Origin of the sequence: Faecalibacterium intestinale (genome assembly GCF_040096575.1) — a bacterium.
In the GTDB taxonomy this organism is placed as follows: domain Bacteria; phylum Bacillota; class Clostridia; order Oscillospirales; family Ruminococcaceae; genus Faecalibacterium; species Faecalibacterium intestinale.
In genome coordinates this window covers 15,029-29,237 of sequence record NZ_JBBMEN010000014.1, presented here as the reverse complement: position 1 = coordinate 29,237, position 14,209 = coordinate 15,029, and the positions used below count along the sequence as shown (strand labels likewise).

Sequence of the window (14,209 nt, the reverse complement as noted above, 5' to 3'; positions counted from 1 at the left end):
AAACCTCCAATCATGAAAATCTAATAATATTATAGCATTCGTCAAGCGAAAAAGTCTAGAGTGATTTAAAAGCATAAACAGCGGCAGTTTTCCCAATCGGAAAGCTGTCGCTGTTTATGTATAGAGGATTATAAGTTCTTTGCAAGATTTTTGATGAGTTCGGCCATAGAGGGGTTGGCCAGCAATTTGGTAAGTGCTGCTGCCGCATCGGCATCGACCGCGCTGTTTTCAGGGATGGGCTGCGCTGTTTGATGGGGCATTTCAGGCTCTGCGCCCTGATGCTGGTAGAAGAAATCATCAAAACGCTGTGCATTCAGACGCCGATCATCATCCAAGATATGTGCATACTGCTCTGTGACCATCGAAGCCTGTGCATGGCCGGAGTCACCCTGAACGGCTTTGATATCACCGCCGTTCAGCTTGAGTTTGTATGTAATACTGGAGTGTCGGAAGCTATGAAAGACCACTTTTGGGAGATTGTTTTTCTCAATCAACCGCTTCAATGCACCGTTGATGGTAGACTGCTCAGTTGGCATTCCCAATGGGCCGGCAACTACAAGATTGTAGTCCGTATATTCTGCACCCAGTGCGTCCTTTGTCATGTCCTGCTCGGCTTTATAGTGGACAAGCATTTCAGCAACTGTTTTGGGGAGAAAAATGGTTCGGATACTGCTGTCTGTTTTAGGGCTTTTCAGAACCTGGACCGTGGTGCAGCGGGAACTCAGCGAGGGAAAACGAGTGATGACATTTTTATTTTCCAAGGCGTTCAGCGAAGCAATATCTACACGCTGCAATTCCTTATTTATGTAAATGGAGGCTCGCCCGGCTTCAATGCTTTCGGGGGAGATATCCACACAATCCCATGTCAGACCGAGCAATTCCCCTAAGCGCAGGGAACAAGAGAAGGAGAGGTTGATGCAAAGCCGGAGCCGTGGATCATCACAGACTTCTAAGGCATGGAACAGGGTCTCGGCAGTCCAGATATCACGCTTCTTTGCAGTGTATTTGGGCAAGGTGGCATAAATACAGGGATTCTTTTCCATAAGTTCCCACTTTACGGCCTGCTCAAAGGCACTTCTCAAAATTTTGTGAACCGAACGAACTGTGCCGGGAGAAACGTATTGATGCTGACGCTTTCCACACATAGGGTCAACGGCTTCGTATTTAAGCAGCCGCTGATAATATCCCTCAATTACGCGGGTGGTGAGATCTTGCAGCTTCATTGAGCCGATAAGCGGTTCTATGTAGTTTGAAATCAGTGCAGTGTTTGATTGATAGGTTGAAAGTGCCCATTTGGTTCTTCCGTACAGGGTGACGTATTCTTTAAGCAGGTCTTTTAGAGTTCGGCACTGGGGTGCCACAAAGGTACCGACGGATTCTTTGTATTCGACCTCTTTCTTACGGTTTTTGGCATCTGCAAGGTCGGTAAAGGTTTCCCATTTCTGCTTTAGCGTTCCATTAGTGTGTTTGTAGGTATAGACAACGCAGTATCGGTTATTGCGTTTGACAATGCTAGCCATTATACATCCTCCTCTACTTTACGTTTGGACTTCAGAACTTCATCGAAAGCATCTTTTTGGATGCGTTTTACCCTTCCCAACTTCATCGTTGGAATTCCTTCTTTGAGAACCCACGAGTCAAGTGTTGGGCGGCTGATTCCGTAAAAAGCCTGAATTTCCTGAAAACTGTAGTATTTCCCATTCTTGGGACATTGCAGTTTTAGCGGCGGCTCCTCATGCGTTTCTTTTTTCGGTTTTTGAAGTTGGTATGTAGATTGGCTTTTAAGCCATGCCTTAAAACTTTTTTTGGTAATGCGCGGCCTGTCGGCCACGCGCTCAATGACGAAACAATCTCGGTATTTTTTGCAATCAAGAATCCCATAAACATTCTTGCGTGGGATACCGAGTAGTTTTGCCATTTCCGGGATGGAGATGGTTTGCGCTTCAATCTCCCGGTCACGCTCACGGTCGGCTGCTGTGCGGTAGCGACTTTGTGATCGGTACCACCGCTCAAAGTCCTCTTTGGGAATTCTCATACAGAAGTCTGCCGTTTCTGTTTTCAACTTGCCCTGTCGGATGAGTGTATAGATCGTTTCGGGTTTCACCTTCAATATCTCGGCGGCGTCAGGAACGGAATAGGACCGTTTGCAAAGTTCCTCGCCCGGTGGCGAACCATTGGACCTTATGATATTTGACCTGATTGGCATACCATTTCTCAAAGCTGGAAATAACGATACGCCTTTTGTCGTTTATCAGAATGACTTCAAAGAGATTCTTATGAAGCAGCCAATAGCTGTCTGTTTTGCCAAGGCCGAGAAGCTGCCGCATCTCACGAACCGACATGGTGGTTTTGGTAGTGGCAGGTTCAGCTTTTCCGTATAAGGGAGCCGAAGTATTCCGCATATCATCCATGAAAGACACCTCTCTATCTATGTAAAAGTTTAGCCGGGATTTCTCATCCCGGCTAAAGAATAGCAGATTTCGCGTGAAATGTTGAGGATGTCAAACAGCGGGATTGCGTTCAACAGTGCCATCATTGAGCCATGCTTCAAAGCTGGCTTTGGAAATACGGTAAGCGCCGCTTACCTTGAACCAGCGGAATTCATTATGCTTCAGTAGACGGTAGACAGTGGGACGGCTCAGGAGCAGCATTTCCATCAGGTCTTCTACGGTATAGCAGCGGCTGTCCTTTGCTGTGGAAACAGGGGAGGAAACCGAGTTGGGCGAAGGTTCTTCATGGATAATCATTGGATAATACCTCGTTAAATATACTTAAAGTTAAAACTTGAGCGGCAATGCAGCCCGGCGGCTGCCACCATTATAAATAGTATAGACCTGCTGAAGGTACTTCGTCTTGCCGGGAAGGCTTACGCCTGCGGTTCGTGCAAGGCGAAAAATCGTGAATGCATCGACCTGCCGCAGTTTGGCAATCAGACGGCTTTTACTGTATTCGGAGTGGTACAGTTCTACAAAGCGGCAGATGCCGAGCAGATTTGCAGAACTCATGGAATCAGGTTCTCCGTCCCACGCATTCAGCAAAACATCAAGGGATTCGATATACAGTTCAGGACCAAGCCGGATGAATTCGTGATAGGCGGTTGCGATGCAGCTGATCCGCTGCTTGCCCCGGCCTTCTTCAAAAGAAAGATGAACGCCAGCCAATTCGGTGGCCTGCTGGAATGCAACGGCAGCAGGCTCCCCTGCAAAAATCAGGGCACGGAGCTTCTGTCCTGCACTCAGCCGTTCCGAAATGCCTGTCTGCTGTGCAAACAGGAGGGCTTCTTCTCGTTCTGTCATACCAAAATAAACCTTGCAGCGAATCTGCAAATCTTCGCCGCCGTTCAGAAATTTCCGTGCAGCGATGGTGTTCTGTCCGTCCATCACATAGTAGTGACCATCCCGGAAGCTGATCTTCGGCTCATTGGCAACCCGCTCGTCAAATTCTTTTGCGATGCGGGCAACACGAGCGGGGTGAAGAGCACGCTGATAAGTGTCGCGCGGCACGATCAGTTCGCTGCTGTTCAGGCACATCTCATGGTAAGGTTTTACAACTGCGTTCATCATAAAGGAACCTCCTTCTTCTTTTGCAGAAAATCAATTCCTGATTGGATAATCAAACCGATTTTCTTCTTTTCGTTATCGGATAAGCGGAAAGCGGAATACCGTTCATAACAGATATTCCAGCGGAACATAAGCGATTGAAGCGCATCATCCAGTTCTGCAACAATGAACTCAACAGAAGATTCCGTCGGGGTGGAGAGCATCCTTTCCGATATCTGCTCAATGCTATGTAGATCGCCTTTTGTGTGCTTGGCGAGAGCAGGGGGCTGACTGTTCAGCACCCGAAGATTCTGAAACTGCTGGGAGAGCAGCTCTTTTGCAGCGGCGAGAACATCCTCTTGCGGAGGAGCCGTAAGGTATTTTCGGAATGACTTATACCCAATGAAGCCAAAGCTGTATTGCAGACACACTGACACTTGCCGCATTTCATATTTGGACAGGTGCCCAAGGTAGCTTAACACTCTGGATTTATCTGCGGGGCGCGGACTTTCGCAAATCGCCATAGATGGCGCACTCAAAAAGCGATTGTGCAGAATAAAATGCGTTGGCATATTTCGCTTTTTGATCTGTGTTGTCAGCGGAACGACCAGAAGAACATTGGAATAAAAATTACCGTCATCGTTTTGGACAACAATGGCAGGTCGGATGCCGCCTTGCTCGGAACCGCTGTAAGGATTCAGATCCATCATGTAGACATCCCCGCGCTTGTACATCCAGTTTGCGGGCATAGGCGGATACTCTTTCTCTTTTTTACCTCGTGTGGCCAATTTGGATTTCTCCTTTCTATCCGTATATGTAACAGTGGGCTGCTCGCACAGCCCACCCTACTATCTCAAACAGCAAATTGCTGTGATTTATAGTTCTATACCTTTCCGTATTTGTCCCCGACATCCCCGGAAACCGAAAACTCTGTTTTCGTGTGGGAAATCTTTCAGCCGTCCGGCAGCGTACCGAATCCATAGGGTTCTCACCTCTCCGTGGTTCTCACCGAGCTGCCCGAAGGCAGAAGTATCATTATTCTGTGATGGATCATAGCTATGGAGAAGCTGTCATCCATTTACCGTCAACCTACCGCTCATTCCCTCAGTGGGAGATCATCGCATTTGTTACGGACGTGGCTCATCATCACAGGAACGTGACTGAAGAATGCGTGTTCAATTTTCAAGGGGCGGATGCCAGATGTTGTCTGGCTTGCTTATAGTATAGCGGCTCAAATTGTGAAATGCGTGGGCCTCGTAGGCCTACCTTGTAGGCTTAGTAGGCCTATTTCTGGAAGAAAATTCCAAACCCTGAAATTACAGCAGTTGCTTTATGGAAGAAAGAATACTGATGGCAGTGTCGATTTCCTCTTTGGCAAAATCATTAGAAGGGCCAATACCGGTTAAAAGAAAGTCCGTGCTGGTGTGCAACTCATTTGAAAGATCAATAAGAAGTTCTAAGGAGCAAGCAACTGTGCCACGCTCAATTCGGCTAATATGACCTTTATTTACATTTACTCGATATGCAAGCTCATCTTGGGTAAGATTGCGAACTTTCCGAAGATTGCTGACACGCTGACCAAATTCTTTCGTACTGAACATAATGAAGGTCCTTTCCGCCGGATGCGGAGGTTGAGGACACTTCACTGTGGGACAGTTTACGGGCTTTTCTCAGCGAAAAAAAAGACGCATTAAAAGAAAAGGTTACTGATACCTTTCCATCCGAAAATGGAAAGCAGTATAAGTATCCTCGGCCTTTAATGCATCTCAGGCTTTCGATATGTTTTTTGGATTCTGCGAGTCGAAAGCTGGTGTCTGGCTGGAAAGATTACAAAAAATAAAACCCTCGCGGCCAGACAGCAAGGCTTAAAACTGCTTTGCTATCATAGCACACGAGGGTTGCATGGAAGTGGTATGACGGTTGCGTGAAGGTGGTATGGTTCTATTTATGAAAAAATGAGGTTGTACAGAAGTTGCGTGAAAGTTGCACGAAAGTGGTATGACGTAGTAGCGCTGTTTTATTTTTTGAGTTCTTGAAGCAGTTTCTGATACTCTTCATCCGGCAGCTTCTGTCTTGCAGCAACTAGTTCACCTGTGGCCATCTCCTCCATATTCTGTTTCAGGTAGGACTGAATGAGCCAGTAATAGGCTTTTGTATTTTCAGGAGCGATCGTCAATGCCAGTGCTGCATATTGGTGAATCAAATCATAGGCGTGAATGGTCATCAACTGCTTCAACAGTTCGTTAGCGGTACTCATATACGCAAAATGATATCGATTTGCTGTGTGAACCAGCCAGTGTTCACCTTCTGCAGAAGAAAGAAGTTTCCCCTGATACAGTTCAACAGCTTTCTCCATCAGCCCAACCTTGTTTACAACGGAGGTTGCCTTTGCCGCAGCAACTGTCAGTTCATCAAATTTCTGAAAATCTGTTGTGATGTGCAGATTGGGATTTAACTGGTAGCCAAATGCGGTGGAAAGTACAAGTTGTTCATCCGAAATCAGGCTGAATGCCTGCCGAAGCCGATAAATCAGATACTTCATATTCTTTCCGGGTACTTCTGCATCTTCCATTTCCTCTGGCCAAATGTTTTGAACGATCTCCATCGGGGGAACAGTTTTTTTCTGGGAAAGGAGTAGATAGGTAAGTAATCGGCTGATCTTGGGTGATTTCAAATCAGATTCACGCAGAACGCCACGAGACGTATAGATTCTCAGTTCACCGAACAGACTGATAAAAATGTCGTGGCTGCTTTTAATATTTTCCGGTGCCAAAGTCATATTCAGACCATCAACCATCCGGCTATCATTGTAAGCGACCAACAGTACATAGGCCAGCAGTTTCAGCATACTGGTTTGGCAAATGTACCGTTTAGGGTTGCGAACAGCAATCAATGCAACCGGGCGAGGTTCCAAGGGAATCGCCAAAACCGACTGAATGCCAAGGCGCTGATATAGGCTGTACTCATCCGGGTATTGCTCTCTGATCAGTTCAGTGTCAGAAACTACCATCGGAATTCCACGGCGCACGGCTCTCACCCAGCGATCAAGAAATTCAGATGATTCAAATTCATTTGTCAGAGCTGTAGTTTTATCTTCCGAACATTCGTTGTGCCACCAATATGGTTTCCATAACCCTAAATCGAGATCGACCTGAATTAAACCGCACCAATCAGCGGCGTAGAATTTACAGGCGGCTTCCATGACTCGTAAGGCAACCTCTTTTGGCGGAAGATGACGATAGTATAATTGTTTCTCCAGCTCGTTCATCGTGTTTTCAAAATCAATGGCGCACTGGACACTCTCGAAATTCTGCGCTTCGTAGTTCTGTTCAGACGATAGCATAAGGAACACCTCCGACAAAAAAGCACAGCATCCTTAGCCTCATCCACTCTGTGCGATGAAACTTGATTGATAAGTTTGAATTTCATTCAAAGTTATATTGCTGCATCGGAGTAACTCCTTTCGATTTGTGCATTGTGCCATCCTTTCTTACACTGTATACCCAGCAAGCAATATTGTCTACATTTCTGTAATAAGATGGAGAAAATTCGTAACGAAATCGGAGTCACCAACAAAGAAAAATGGCATAGTGCTTTTTGCTGTTGAAACAGGAAAGCGACCATGCCATCTCAGGATTGAACTTATTTTCGTTTTTCTTGCAGATGCTTCTCAGGTACATAGGGACGCTTCGGCTGATACATCCAGCCTGCACAACCCGGAGGCCACTCCTGCATATCCTTCTTCACCAGAGCTTCAATTTTCTTTTTGGCGAACTGTTTGACTTGAATTTTCATTTGTATGCCCTCCTTTCAATTTTGACAGCGTGAAATGGATAATGTTATTGCATCAGCAGTCAATGCTGCGACCAACCCTTGTAGTATGGAAGGAGCGATTTGAGTTCCCACCAACAAAATTGCGAAAATATTTAGAATCAATAATAACCAACGAACAGCTATTTTTGCAGCCTTAAATTCATTTGTTGACCAGTGAATGCTTTTATTGTTAACTGGTGCAATATACAAAATTGTAATATCAGAAACTATAGTTAAGAAAAGCAACGCCAAGCCTGTACGGAAAACGTAGGAGATTGAAGCAAGAAGAACTACTTCTAATAAAATGGAACAGAACAGGCATTTACTATAAGTAGCAGCATGATAACCGTTTGTGTATTTCCGAATTAAGAGGAAGAACACAGAAAATGAAATCGTTAAGGTCCAGCCAAAGCAAAAACCGCCAATCAGACACTGCACAAGCCAAGTGAATAAGGTTGTCACTCTTTTTTCGATGCTATATGCAAACCATTCAGAATAAGATTCATCAAGCAATCCCATCGACACGCACTTTTGCGTTAATTGCATTGCAAAATCTTTCATTGCGACAATCCTCATTAAAAGAACTTTCTTGAAAGAAAGAATACACAAGTTGAGCTACAATTTCCACAATAATGTAACGAAATGGACTTTTTTTGTCACGAAATCGGAGTGAGCGGTATATCAGCGGTGAACTGGAACCACCCATTTTCATAGAACATGGTATACTCGCCGCTGTATTTTTCAAGAATCAGTCGGATGTTCGCAAGTCCAAAACCATGCAGCTGTGGTTCTGGTTTTGTAGTTGGAATGGAACTGTTTATAATTGTAACAGGTTCTGATGTGTTTCGGACAGAGATAAAAAAGTCTTGTTGCGCAACCGCCATGACATGAATCGTTTTGTCACCTTTATCGTACCGTTGACACGCTTCAATGGCATTATCCAAGAGGTTTGATAGAAGCACTACTATATCAGAGGCATCAAATGGAAGATTTGATAGATCATTCACTTCAAAATCAATACTGATCTTCTTTTGAGTTGCTTCGGCAGCTTTTGTGTTGAAAAGTGCATCCAAGATAGGATGGTGTGTGTTGACAAGGAATAGTCGATCAGTTTGCTGTTCGGTGATTTTTTCAAGATATTCTTCAGCGGCAGAATACTCTTGATTCTTCATCAATTGATTTAGGATATTCAGGTGCGCTCGAAAATCGTGAACTTTTTTCCTTTGGGCAGAATAAAGTTCGCTTGCCGAAGTCATGTTTTTCGATTGCAGCTGAATCTGCTGGTTAAGCATCAATAACTGTTCTCTTTCCAATGCGGCATACTCCATTCGCTCCAATAAAAAGAGGACTGCGACATTTGAAATAAAAATGAGAATACAACAGCCAGCAGAAACAAACTCTTCTATATTATGACCGCTTGTAACGTAAAGTAGGATCACAAGCATTACAAACGATGCGCATGGAAATAGAAAGTACAGTATCAGCTGCGAATGTTGAGCATCGCTTCTGGGCCTGTTGCCTATACGCTGAAGCATTATTTTACGAAACAGTGCAATAATAAACAATTCAGCAGAATAATAAGAGATTCCATAGATTAGAGATAAAGTCTTATCGGCTTGAAACGTCTGAGCATCCATCCCACAAACCGAAGTTGCAAGCATTCCGACTGCAAAAGATAAACTATAAGTCAAGAGATATTCTACAACAATAAGAAATAATAAAAACCTTCCTGAGATATTTTCATATAGAGTTCTGGCAACAATAAAGCAGGATAGTAGAATCAAGAGAATTTTGACGATTTGGTTTCGATTTAAGGCAATAACACTGAATTCAATAGATGCATACATTAAAATAGTTTGAACTATTACACCGACAAGGAATCTATGATCCCTCCAACGGTGCGAAGCAAAAGCGTCTAAAAACAGACATACACAGACTGAATCTATGATTGTGTAAACCAAACTGATTAAAGCATCCATCTACTTTTACCTCGCCAGTGTAAATATTTCTGTTTTAGCTCACTATAATTCTTTTCGCTTGGAGCCAGACAAAGACCACCGCGCAATTGGACTTTATTGTATTGAAAGATTTCGACATAGTGCATATTGACAAGATAGCTTTTTTGAATACGAAGGAAACCGAGTGGCTCAATTTTTTCGGATAGTTCCGTTATGTTACCGTAAAACTGGTATGCTGGACGTTTTTCGTCCAACAGGTGCATGACAATGATTCTTCGATGAGATTCTAAATACAGAATGTCATTTACAGGTACATCGATAATTTCAGAGTTGATTAAAATTGTGATAAGCTGTTTCCGCCGAAGCACTTCTTGGACGGCTGAATCAAAGTAAGAATCAAGTTTAGCAGAGAGATCTGCTTTTAGTAAGTATCGAAAGGCTTGAACCTCAAATCCCTCTGGAGCATACTGAATGAAATTCGTAATGAAGATAATCACAATGTTTTCATTGCTCGCTCGTAACTTTCTGGCAAGCTCAATTCCATTTGTTTCGCCCATATCAATATCCAGAAGCGCAATATCATAAGGAAGTGATAAGTCTATTTGGCTTGGTTGAGAAAAACCATAAAATCTTGATGATACATGCGTTTCCTCGCTTTTCTTTTTGAGTTCTTCAATAATAGAATCAACGATCTGCTGGTCATCGTCACAAACCAAGACATTCATTTTGAAATCCCTCCAGTGCACATGGGAATGCTTTTTATCACACAACATACAGCCCTGCTCCTCACAAGTCAATCAAATTTCAACATAATCGAACATTATATGTAGTATAGTACGATTATGTTGAAATTTCAAATAGTACACTTTATATAGGATAGGAGTGTACGGGAATGGAGCATTATTTAGGAGAAAAGCTAAAAAAGCTGAGGGAAAGTCGTGGCTGGACGCAGGCGGATTTGGCTAAACGGTTAAATAAGGCTGTATCCACGGTTAGTGGATATGAGAGTGATGCACATGCAATTCCGTTGGATGTTCTTGCAAGCATTTCATCCTTATTTAGCATTTCAACAGATGAACTCCTAGGACTGGATGCGCCAGAAGTACTATCTCTTTCTGGATTGACTGGTGCGCAAAAGAAAACTTTAATTAAACTCCGTAATGAACTGCTTTCACCAAGTCAAAAAGGAAATGATCTTTCCCCACAGCAGATGGAAATTCTTCATGACATAATAAAAGCCTTCGGTTAACGATTGATTTGCAATACAGTGCGAGAACAATGCAAAAGATAACTTAGAGACATGGCCCTCAATGCTGGATGCCCAGTGTTGAGGGTCATATTGTTTGCAGCCACACCGATTTCGTTACAAGTTTTCTCTATTTTGATACAAAATCGTGGACAGAGATTGATTCTTGTGATTTGATTGTATCAATGGTTACCATGTCCGCAGCGAAGGGCAAATCGTAAAGAAAGCAGTGTGCATTGCCATCGGCCTTGATCTGGACGGCCGCAAAGATGTTCTGGGGATGTGGGTCGGCGAGAATGAGAGCGCAAGGTTCTGGGCGACCGTACTGAATGGTCTGAGGAATCGGGGCGTAGAGGATATTTTTATCGCATGTACAGACAATTTGACTGGTTTCGATACAGCCATCCATGCGAACTTCCCTTGACACAGTCGTGATTGCTGTTTCTAATATCACCCCGCGCTCCAGAGCGCTAACGATCTACTACTTATCGAAATGGGTTTTGATTGTCTTTGCAGTTGTTCCGCTGTTGGAAAAATCGAAAAAGCCAAGTGGAGCAACTGACAAATATATTCAAAAGGAAAGGTGGTGTATAAAAATGAGTGGGTCTTCAAGTTGGCGCTGTGTCATCGGTAAAGCGGCTAGTGCTATTGCATTGGCAATCGCAAAAGCGAGCGTGAACAGCACCTGTTTCTTTACCGCATACCAGCCAGAGATTCCAAAGAGTTCAGAGTACAAGTGATTCCTAGAGGATTCTATTGATGACACATTTGTAATTTTGATAGAGATATGGTATTACAATAATGTGATATCCAAATACAACTCTATCTAAAAAGAAAGAGGAAAAAGTATGAAGAGACTCATTTCGTTCGTCCTTACGTTGTCCGTCTGCGTTGCAATGAGCTTTGCTACATTTGCTACATCTCCGGCAGTTGTTGACCCTCTGTCAAATACACTTTTGGGGGATGATTCAGCGTCGCTTCTTGCTGTTTGCCCACACGCATGGAAAGCATCTGCCGTGGGAAGCGAATTCTTCAAGTGGGATGAAGAGGATAAGAGCATCCACAGATATCAAACATTTATGTATGTTTGCCTTCGTTGTGGAACCTACTATTATTATGATGTAGATTTGGGACGTGCATAAGCTATATCTTCTAAAGCTCGTATAGAAGAAAGCTTAAAATCATATAACTCAATGTGCTTTGCACCCAAAGGAGGATGTCTATGCACACCGCACTTTGCAAACTGGCATACAGTGGCCTTGCAGGCCGCAGGCGTGACACTCGCATGATGCTGTGCGTGCTTGCAGCGGCGTTTGCGCTGATGACGGCCATGCTGTGCTATGCGGCCAGCGGCACGCGGGCGCAGGACGAGACTCGCAAGTCGATCTATGGCTCGTGGCAGATCGCGCGCTATGCGCTCGACGACGAGCAGGCCGAGCAGTTCGTGCAGAGCACAGCGCCCACCGCTGTGGGCAAAGCGCAGCAGTACGCCAGCCTTGTCAACGCGCAGGGGCTGGCGTTTGGTGCGCTGGGCACGGCGGATGAGCGCTATTTTGCGTGCGGCAGGCTAGAGCTTTTGAGCGGACATCTGCCGCAGACGTCGCACGAGATCGCGCTGACGACCTCGGTGCTGGACAGCCTTGGCGCTTCGTATGAGCTGGGGCAGGAGATCGAGCTTCTGGCCAAAAACGGCGAGAGCGACGCCGTTGCGCTGCGATACACTCTCTGCGGTGTGCTGCCATCCTACGATGCCTATTGGGCGGTGGATAATAACCTGCCGGTGGACGCTGTGCTCGCGGATGCGGACAGCCTGCCCGCCGCGTGGCAGCCCACGGTGCAGCTGCTCTGTTGCTATGCCGAGGGAGAAACGCCTGTTGTGCCTTATGTCGACGGCGCGCAGGACCCGACGTGGGTGCAAAACACCTATGCCTATCCCACGCAGGCCGAGGGAGATACCGGGCTTGCGGTCTTTGTGGGCATCTGTGCCGTTCTGACGCTGTGCGCCGTGTTTGGGTTGTGCTCCATCCAGCTACGCCGCCGTCAGCAGGGCCTTGTCACTCTGCGCATGATCGGCGCGGCCAAGGGTATGATACTGCGCCTGTGCCTGTGGGAGACCGTGCTGCTGCTCGCGGTCAGTCTGCCGCTTGGAGCGGTCCTTGGCGCGGCTCTCTGTGTTGCAGGGCTGGCCGTGCAGGGCAATCTTGAATATTTCAGCGTGCCTGCCGGGCAGCTGTGCGCAGGCCTTGCTCTTTGCGCTATGGCCATTCTGGCGGGTATGCTGCTGCCAGCCGTACAGCAGGCCGGGCAGACGCAGACCCATCTGCCGCAAAAGCGTGTTAGGCCGCAGCGCAGGGTGCGCATACTCAGTCCGCTGCCGCTGCGAGTCGTGGCGCTGAACGCTGTCGGTCTTGTACTGGCGCTCAGCTGTGTGTTTTTGACTGCGTGGAGCCTGCTGCCCTATCAGCGCAAGGCCGATACCGCCGCAGTGCAGATACAGTCGGTGCGCGAGGCGCTGACAAGCGGTCTTGCGCAGGACCTTGACAGCCTGCCGGACGTGCAGGACGTCGCCGTGCGCACGGAGCTGCCGTTCCAGAGCGGGCTTGTGAGCGAGGTCTTTGCCCAGCGTGGGTACTGGCAGCTGTACATGGGCCAGAGCCGCAGCGTGTCAGCGTTCAGGATGTGGGACGAGGCCACGGTGGAGACAAAGGTCTATGCCCTGCCGGAAAGCACTCTGCGCCAGCTGGCCGCAGAGTGCGGCGGTGAGGTGGACATAGACGCTCTGCTCTCGGGCGAGAGCGTGCTGTTGTATTCGCAGAGCTTTGTGCTTGACGAAACTGGCGTGACACAGTGGGCCGAGGGTACGGCGGACTTTACGGGCCAGCAGATGACGCTGCGCTATCCGACCCTGACGTCGGACGAGGACTTGACGAAAGGGCTGACCATCGGCGGCTGCTTTGCCGAGCTGCCGGACGACCTGCTGGCGCTCAGCGGTGTGATAGTCTCGCCGTATGCGGTGTTTTGCAGCGAGACGCTTGGCCAGCAGCTGTGGGCAGACGAAGTAGGCGAGGCCTACGGCTACACAGCCATCAATGTGCGTCTGGATCAAGATGCCGCCTATGCGACACAAAAATCCATCGCCGCCCTGGTCACCAGACGCGGCGGCGTGCTGAAATCGAACGACTACGAAACCGCACAGCGGCTTTGGCAGGAGGGTTCGTCCGCAGCCTTCCTCTGTGCGACAGCGGGCGTGCTGGGCGCAGCGCTGGCCGTGTTCCTGCTGTGGAACCTGTTCTATATCTACTGGCAGCAGCAGCGGCGGCGCATCGGTATCCTTCAGGCCGAGGGCACTGCGCGCAGGATGTTACTGCGCAGCGGTCTGCGGCAGACCGTCGCGGCCGGGGCGTGCTCGCTGGTCATAGGACATGCGGCGGTGGCCCTGCTGTGGGCCATCACGACGGCCCGCCTCATGACAACACGGGCTGGCGGTACACATGTGCTCACCAGCCTGCCAATGCGCGGCTCGGAATACCCGTGGGCGCTGCATCTGGCGGTGTGTGCGGGGTATCTTGTGCTTATGCTGTGGCTGCAGCTGCGGCCCTTGTCGCTGGCCGTGAGGTGCAGCCCGGTGCAAAACATGAAAGAGGAGGCCTGAC

At 47.2% G+C, this 14,209-nt stretch carries 16 protein-coding genes and 1 pseudogene; 5 read left to right on the top strand and 12 right to left on the bottom strand.

What is annotated here, in order from left to right:
• Positions 1 to 128 precede the first annotated feature (128 nt).
• The 12 genes from WMO20_RS09870 to WMO20_RS09815 form a co-directional block, all read right to left on the bottom strand.
• Complete coding sequence (locus tag WMO20_RS09870; RefSeq protein WP_349186738.1) at positions 129 to 1,520, bottom strand: tyrosine-type recombinase/integrase; 1,392 nt, start codon at positions 1,518 to 1,520, stop codon at positions 129 to 131.
• Positions 1,520 to 2,104, bottom strand: a complete 585-nt coding sequence (locus WMO20_RS09865) for a helix-turn-helix domain-containing protein (protein WP_349186735.1) — start codon at positions 2,102 to 2,104, stop codon at positions 1,520 to 1,522. The genes WMO20_RS09870 and WMO20_RS09865 overlap by 1 nt, the downstream gene beginning before the upstream one ends.
• A gap of 19 nt (positions 2,105 to 2,123) precedes the next feature.
• Complete coding sequence (locus WMO20_RS09860; RefSeq protein WP_349186733.1) at positions 2,124 to 2,411, bottom strand: hypothetical protein; 288 nt, start codon at positions 2,409 to 2,411, stop codon at positions 2,124 to 2,126.
• Between the two features lie 90 nt (positions 2,412 to 2,501).
• Entirely contained in the window at positions 2,502 to 2,747 is a 246-nt protein-coding gene (locus WMO20_RS09855) for a helix-turn-helix domain-containing protein (protein WP_349186732.1), read from the bottom strand.
• 30 nt (positions 2,748 to 2,777) lie between these two features.
• Positions 2,778 to 3,563 (bottom strand): DUF6551 family protein, encoded by a 786-nt coding sequence (locus tag WMO20_RS09850; protein ID WP_097773969.1) that lies wholly within the window; start codon positions 3,561 to 3,563, stop codon positions 2,778 to 2,780.
• Positions 3,560 to 4,327, bottom strand: a complete 768-nt coding sequence (locus WMO20_RS09845) for a type II toxin-antitoxin system PemK/MazF family toxin (protein WP_349186730.1) — start codon at positions 4,325 to 4,327, stop codon at positions 3,560 to 3,562. Before WMO20_RS09845 ends, WMO20_RS09850 begins: the two co-directional genes overlap by 4 nt.
• A 528-nt stretch (positions 4,328 to 4,855) precedes the next feature.
• On the bottom strand, positions 4,856 to 5,140 hold the full coding sequence (locus tag WMO20_RS09840; RefSeq protein WP_097800061.1) for a helix-turn-helix domain-containing protein: 285 nt from the start codon (positions 5,138 to 5,140) through the stop codon (positions 4,856 to 4,858).
• Positions 5,141 to 5,556: 416 nt separating this feature from the next.
• Positions 5,557 to 6,882, bottom strand: a complete 1,326-nt coding sequence (locus tag WMO20_RS09835; protein WP_349186728.1) for an AfsR/SARP family transcriptional regulator — start codon at positions 6,880 to 6,882, stop codon at positions 5,557 to 5,559.
• A gap of 299 nt (positions 6,883 to 7,181) precedes the next feature.
• Positions 7,182 to 7,334: a hypothetical protein gene (locus WMO20_RS09830; RefSeq protein WP_154251299.1), complete on the bottom strand. Its 153-nt coding sequence runs from the start codon at positions 7,332 to 7,334 to the stop codon at positions 7,182 to 7,184.
• Between the two features lie 15 nt (positions 7,335 to 7,349).
• The gene (locus tag WMO20_RS09825) at positions 7,350 to 7,913 is read right to left on the bottom strand and encodes an accessory gene regulator B family protein (protein WP_179860380.1); all 564 of its coding nucleotides are present in this window, start codon (positions 7,911 to 7,913) and stop codon (positions 7,350 to 7,352) included.
• A gap of 95 nt (positions 7,914 to 8,008) precedes the next feature.
• Complete coding sequence (locus tag WMO20_RS09820; protein ID WP_349186727.1) at positions 8,009 to 9,331, bottom strand: sensor histidine kinase; 1,323 nt, start codon at positions 9,329 to 9,331, stop codon at positions 8,009 to 8,011.
• Complete coding sequence (locus WMO20_RS09815) at positions 9,319 to 10,035, bottom strand: LytR/AlgR family response regulator transcription factor (protein ID WP_349186726.1); 717 nt, start codon at positions 10,033 to 10,035, stop codon at positions 9,319 to 9,321. The genes WMO20_RS09820 and WMO20_RS09815 overlap by 13 nt, the downstream gene beginning before the upstream one ends.
• Before the next feature lie 167 nt (positions 10,036 to 10,202).
• Here WMO20_RS09815 and WMO20_RS09810 point away from each other — a divergent pair, with 167 nt between their 5' ends.
• The 5 genes and pseudogenes from WMO20_RS09810 (at position 10,203) to WMO20_RS09795 (ending at position 14,208) form a co-directional block, all read left to right on the top strand.
• Positions 10,203 to 10,559, top strand: coding sequence for a helix-turn-helix domain-containing protein (locus tag WMO20_RS09810; protein WP_097770897.1), 357 nt, complete (start codon positions 10,203 to 10,205; stop codon positions 10,557 to 10,559).
• A gap of 187 nt (positions 10,560 to 10,746) precedes the next feature.
• Positions 10,747 to 10,977, top strand: a pseudogene (locus WMO20_RS09805) (transposase); the annotation flags it as partial.
• A complete protein-coding gene (locus WMO20_RS14495; protein ID WP_353963826.1) occupies positions 10,964 to 11,296 on the top strand; it encodes a cyclic lactone autoinducer peptide in 333 nt (110 codons plus the stop codon). The pseudogene WMO20_RS09805 and the gene WMO20_RS14495, both read left to right, overlap by 14 nt.
• Positions 11,297 to 11,404: 108 nt before the next feature.
• Positions 11,405 to 11,698, top strand: a complete 294-nt coding sequence (locus WMO20_RS09800; RefSeq protein WP_349186724.1) for a hypothetical protein — start codon at positions 11,405 to 11,407, stop codon at positions 11,696 to 11,698.
• 80 nt (positions 11,699 to 11,778) lie between these two features.
• Positions 11,779 to 14,208: an FtsX-like permease family protein gene (locus tag WMO20_RS09795; RefSeq protein ID WP_349186722.1), complete on the top strand. Its 2,430-nt coding sequence runs from the start codon at positions 11,779 to 11,781 to the stop codon at positions 14,206 to 14,208.
• Position 14,209 lies beyond the last annotated feature (1 nt).

Excerpts from the sequence above, each read along its gene's own strand:
- WMO20_RS09800 (WP_349186724.1), top strand. The coding sequence starts at position 11,405 with ATGAAGAGACTCATTTCGTTCGTCCTTACGTTGTCCGTCTGCGTTGCA.
- WMO20_RS09820 (WP_349186727.1), bottom strand. The coding sequence starts at position 9,331 with ATGGATGCTTTAATCAGTTTGGTTTACACAATCATAGATTCAGTCTGT.
- WMO20_RS09815 (WP_349186726.1), bottom strand. The coding sequence starts at position 10,035 with ATGAATGTCTTGGTTTGTGACGATGACCAGCAGATCGTTGATTCTATT.
- WMO20_RS09830 (WP_154251299.1), bottom strand. The coding sequence starts at position 7,334 with ATGAAAATTCAAGTCAAACAGTTCGCCAAAAAGAAAATTGAAGCTCTG.
- WMO20_RS14495 (WP_353963826.1), top strand. The coding sequence starts at position 10,964 with ATGCGAACTTCCCTTGACACAGTCGTGATTGCTGTTTCTAATATCACC.
- WMO20_RS09870 (WP_349186738.1), bottom strand. The coding sequence starts at position 1,520 with ATGGCTAGCATTGTCAAACGCAATAACCGATACTGCGTTGTCTATACC.
- WMO20_RS09835 (WP_349186728.1), bottom strand. The coding sequence starts at position 6,882 with ATGCTATCGTCTGAACAGAACTACGAAGCGCAGAATTTCGAGAGTGTC.
- WMO20_RS09825 (WP_179860380.1), bottom strand. The coding sequence starts at position 7,913 with ATGAAAGATTTTGCAATGCAATTAACGCAAAAGTGCGTGTCGATGGGA.
- WMO20_RS09860 (WP_349186733.1), bottom strand. The coding sequence starts at position 2,411 with ATGGATGATATGCGGAATACTTCGGCTCCCTTATACGGAAAAGCTGAA.
- WMO20_RS09840 (WP_097800061.1), bottom strand. The coding sequence starts at position 5,140 with ATGTTCAGTACGAAAGAATTTGGTCAGCGTGTCAGCAATCTTCGGAAA.
- WMO20_RS09795 (WP_349186722.1), top strand. The coding sequence starts at position 11,779 with ATGCACACCGCACTTTGCAAACTGGCATACAGTGGCCTTGCAGGCCGC.
- WMO20_RS09810 (WP_097770897.1), top strand. The coding sequence starts at position 10,203 with ATGGAGCATTATTTAGGAGAAAAGCTAAAAAAGCTGAGGGAAAGTCGT.
- WMO20_RS09850 (WP_097773969.1), bottom strand. The coding sequence starts at position 3,563 with ATGATGAACGCAGTTGTAAAACCTTACCATGAGATGTGCCTGAACAGC.
- WMO20_RS09855 (WP_349186732.1), bottom strand. The coding sequence starts at position 2,747 with ATGATTATCCATGAAGAACCTTCGCCCAACTCGGTTTCCTCCCCTGTT.